This window comes from Aquiflexum sp., assembly GCF_041749095.1.
In the GTDB taxonomy this organism is placed as follows: domain Bacteria; phylum Bacteroidota; class Bacteroidia; order Cytophagales; family Cyclobacteriaceae; genus Aquiflexum.
Window position 1 is genome coordinate 1 of the sequence record NZ_JBGTCA010000601.1, and the last position, 3607, is coordinate 3607.

Consider the following 3607-nt stretch of genomic DNA (forward strand, 5'->3'; position numbering starts at 1 on the left):
TATGCTCCAGCTTAAAGTATTCACCTTCAATCCTTTTCAGGAAAACACATATATTTTATTTGATGAAACAAAGGAGGCGGTAATTTTTGATCCTGGCTGTTATGAAAAACAGGAGAACGAGGAACTTGCCGCCTTTATCAACAGTCAAGGTCTAAAAGTTACGCATCTTATCAATACCCACTGCCACATCGACCATGTTCTTGGAAACGCTTTTGTCAAGAATAAATACAAGGTTCCATTTTTGATCCATCAGAAGGAAATCCCTGTTTTGAAATCCGTCAAAGTATATGCGTCCAATTATGGATTTCCCGGATATCAGGAAGCCGAACCGGATGGGTTTCTTGATGAGAATGAAAAATTTAAGTTTGGAAACACGGAATTGGACATCCTTTTTGTACCTGGTCATGCACCGGGACATTTAGTGTTTTACCACAAAGAGTCAAAAACCTGTATTGCAGGAGACACACTGTTCCAAGGCAGTATTGGAAGGACAGAACTTCCCGGAGGTGACCATCAGACTTTGCTCCGTGCGATCAGATCAAAGTTGTTTTCCCTTCCTGATGACACCATCGTGTATCCCGGACATGGAATGGAGACAAACATCGGTATTGAAAAACAATCCAACCCTTTTGTTGGCAAAAATTCCAGATACTGATGAAAAAGCATATCCCCAATGCCTTGACCAGTGCCAACCTTCTATGTGGAATGGTAGGAACAGTCTATGTTTTGGAGGGAGAAATATTTTACGGTGCTTATTTCATTCTCTTGGCAGCGCTTTTTGACTTTTTGGATGGATTTGTGGCCAGGATACTGAAAGTAAGCAGTGAGATCGGAAAACAATTGGACTCATTGGCTGATATGGTGACTTTTGGGGTATTGCCATCATTTATACTTTTCAAAATGGTCGAATCAAATACGGACATTTGGTTATTGCCATTTTTGGTTTTGATCGTTGCAGTTTTTTCTGCTGTCAGGCTTGCCAAATTCAATATAGACGAAAGGCAATCCGATCGGTTTATCGGTGTACCTACTCCTGCAAATGCTTTATTGATCAGCACGCTTCCTTTTCTTTCGGAGAGATTACCCTTTTTTGAACAATACCTGAGCAATCCTTACTTCTTGATAGGGTTGGCATTTTTGATGTCATATTTGTTGGTTGCAGAACTTCCATTGATTGCACTTAAATTCAAGGATTATTCCTTATCCAAAAACATTTTCAGATACCTGGTCATCGGGGCCTCCCTCATCTTCCTCATTCTCTTGGGAATAGCAGGTATTCCATTTGCCATAATTTCATATATTGCGCTCTCGATAGCAGAAGCTATGATTACAAAAAATGCCGAAACAGTACCCTAAATATTTATTACACCTTTGTTTTTATCTGGCATTGAGTTTTGTTTTCCTTCAGGCCTCTGCACAGGGCAATGAAGTTTTTTATAAATTCCCCATAACAAAATCCGGTGTTTACAAAATTCCCTCTGCTCAGCTCAATAATCTTGGACTTCCTGAGATCGATGAGGTGTCAGTGTTTGGACATCCCGGAATGCTTCCCCAAAAGCTGGATAGCATCAATACTACGCTCAGAGAAATCCCCAGCAAGGTATTGGACAACCAACTTGTTTTCTATGTGGAAGGCCCCCATCAGGTGGAATTTGTAAATGGCACATTGGCTTATCAACACCATTTATATACTGATACACTTTATTATTTGATAGGGAAAAAGACAAAAGGAAACCCGATCAATACTGTCCAATCAGGAAATTCGGGAGAACCGATTCCCGGGGGAAGGGTTTATCAGGTCATCACCCAAAAATGGGAACAAACCAACTTGCTGAATTCCGGAAGAAACTGGTTCTCAGCACCGATTTTTTCAGGAGGAAATTTGCAATATTCCGCTCAAAGACCTGCAAATGCCCTGAATCCGGTCGAACTCACATTGAAATTAATGGCCCAATCCTTAAATCCAGCTACTTTTTCCATCAATGCAAATGGGCAGGCACTTGATAAGATCAATATTGGAGGAGTGCCCAACACCACCTATGGCATCAAGGGCAGAGAAGAAATATTCAAAGCCTCATTTTCTACCAACAACAACTTGGCACTGAATGTCCAATTCCAAAGCACAGATATCAATGCCACAGGCTATCTTGATTATTCCATTCTCTCTATTCCTTTTCAAGCCGCTTCTTTAAGCAGTGGCATATATTACCAATTGCAGGAACAAGAGGTAGATGTTTTCTCAGGTGATGGTACCATCTGGAATGTCAGTAATCCATTCAATATTTATGAAATCCAAGGTACAGCTTCCTTGTCATTAGGTGAAAAAATTGCTGTATTTAATCTGAATACAATCCCTGTGATCAGTGATCTCCAGAGCATTGGGATGTCGCTCAGGAATATTGACCCAAAACCCGAATTGTTCATTGTGACCAATAGGATGCTGGCAACACAGGCGGAAAGGCTTTCGGCCCATAAAAAATCAATCGGCATTGTCAGTCAGGTTGTCATATTGGAAGATATCTACGATCAATTTGGCTATGGCTCAAAGGACATCACTGCGATAAGAAATTTTTTGGCTTTTCATTACCGGAAAGATCTTAGGCTTCAAAATGTGTTGTTCTTCGGAAAAGGAACTTATGATTACAAAGGTAAATTGGGAGGAAGGCCAAACTTGGTCCCGACCTACAGTTCAAGAAATAGCCTCAACCCACTGACCACCTACAGCTCTGATGATTATTTTGGCTTTTTAGATTGGGGACAGGGGGAATGGGCAGAATCCAATGCCGGCGATGAAGATCTCAAAATCGGAGTGGGCAGAATTCCCGCCATCAACTTGGCAGAAGCAAGAGAAATGGTCAATAAGATCATCGCTTACGAAACAGGAGAATCTATCTCAGGAGATTGGAAAAGAAACATTGCTTTTTTTGCTGATGATGGGGACAACAACATCCATTTGAGGGATGCCGAAGCGCATGCTGCTTTTATTTCAGAAAATCATCCTGAATTTCTGATAAAAAAACTATACCTGGACAGATTCGAACAGATTCGAAATGGGGCTGTCCAAAGTTCCCCTGAAGCCAGGGAGGCCTTCAAAAAATCTATTAAAGACGGTGTTTTGTTACTTAATTATATCGGTCATGGCAATGAGACTACTTTGACTGCCGAGCGGGTGTTTACGGTTTCTGATTTGAATGATTGGCCTGAAAACCCATACCTACCGCTTTTCGTTACCGCGACCTGCGAATTTGGCAGACATGACAGCCCATTGATAAGATCCGCTGCTGAGGAGTTGCTTTTTGCACAGAGGAAGGGGGCTATAGGCTTGCTGACCACTGGACGACCGGTTTTTAGCAGTGTCAACTTTATATTGAACAAGGCATTTATCGAAACTGTGTTCCTAAAGCAAAACGGGGAATCCCTCGATCTGGGTGAAATATTCCGCATCACCAAAAACAACAGTCAAAACGGGCCTTTCAACAGAAATTTCTCGCTATTGGGAGACCCTTCTCTGAAACTGGCCATACCAGAGCTTGAAACCCGGCCTACATCTATTTATGATGTCAGGTTGGAAGTGTCCACCGACACTTTAAAGGCAAAACAACAGATA

The 3607-nt window shown here is 41.7% G+C and carries 3 protein-coding genes; all 3 read left to right on the forward strand.

Annotated elements, in window-relative coordinates:
- Position 1: 1 nt before the first annotated feature.
- Positions 2 to 655, forward strand: coding sequence for an MBL fold metallo-hydrolase (locus ACEW8O_RS26845; protein ID WP_373497709.1), 654 nt, complete (start codon positions 2 to 4; stop codon positions 653 to 655).
- Positions 655 to 1356 carry a CDP-diacylglycerol--serine O-phosphatidyltransferase gene (gene pssA / locus ACEW8O_RS26850; RefSeq protein ID WP_373497710.1) on the forward strand — a complete coding sequence of 234 codons (702 nt, stop codon included), beginning with the start codon at positions 655 to 657 and terminating at the stop codon, positions 1354 to 1356. The genes ACEW8O_RS26845 and pssA overlap by 1 nt, the downstream gene beginning before the upstream one ends.
- Positions 1337 to 3607 (forward strand): type IX secretion system sortase PorU (porU, locus tag ACEW8O_RS26855; RefSeq protein ID WP_373497711.1); only part of this gene is annotated, 2271 nt, incomplete at its 3' end. The genes pssA and porU, both read left to right, overlap by 20 nt.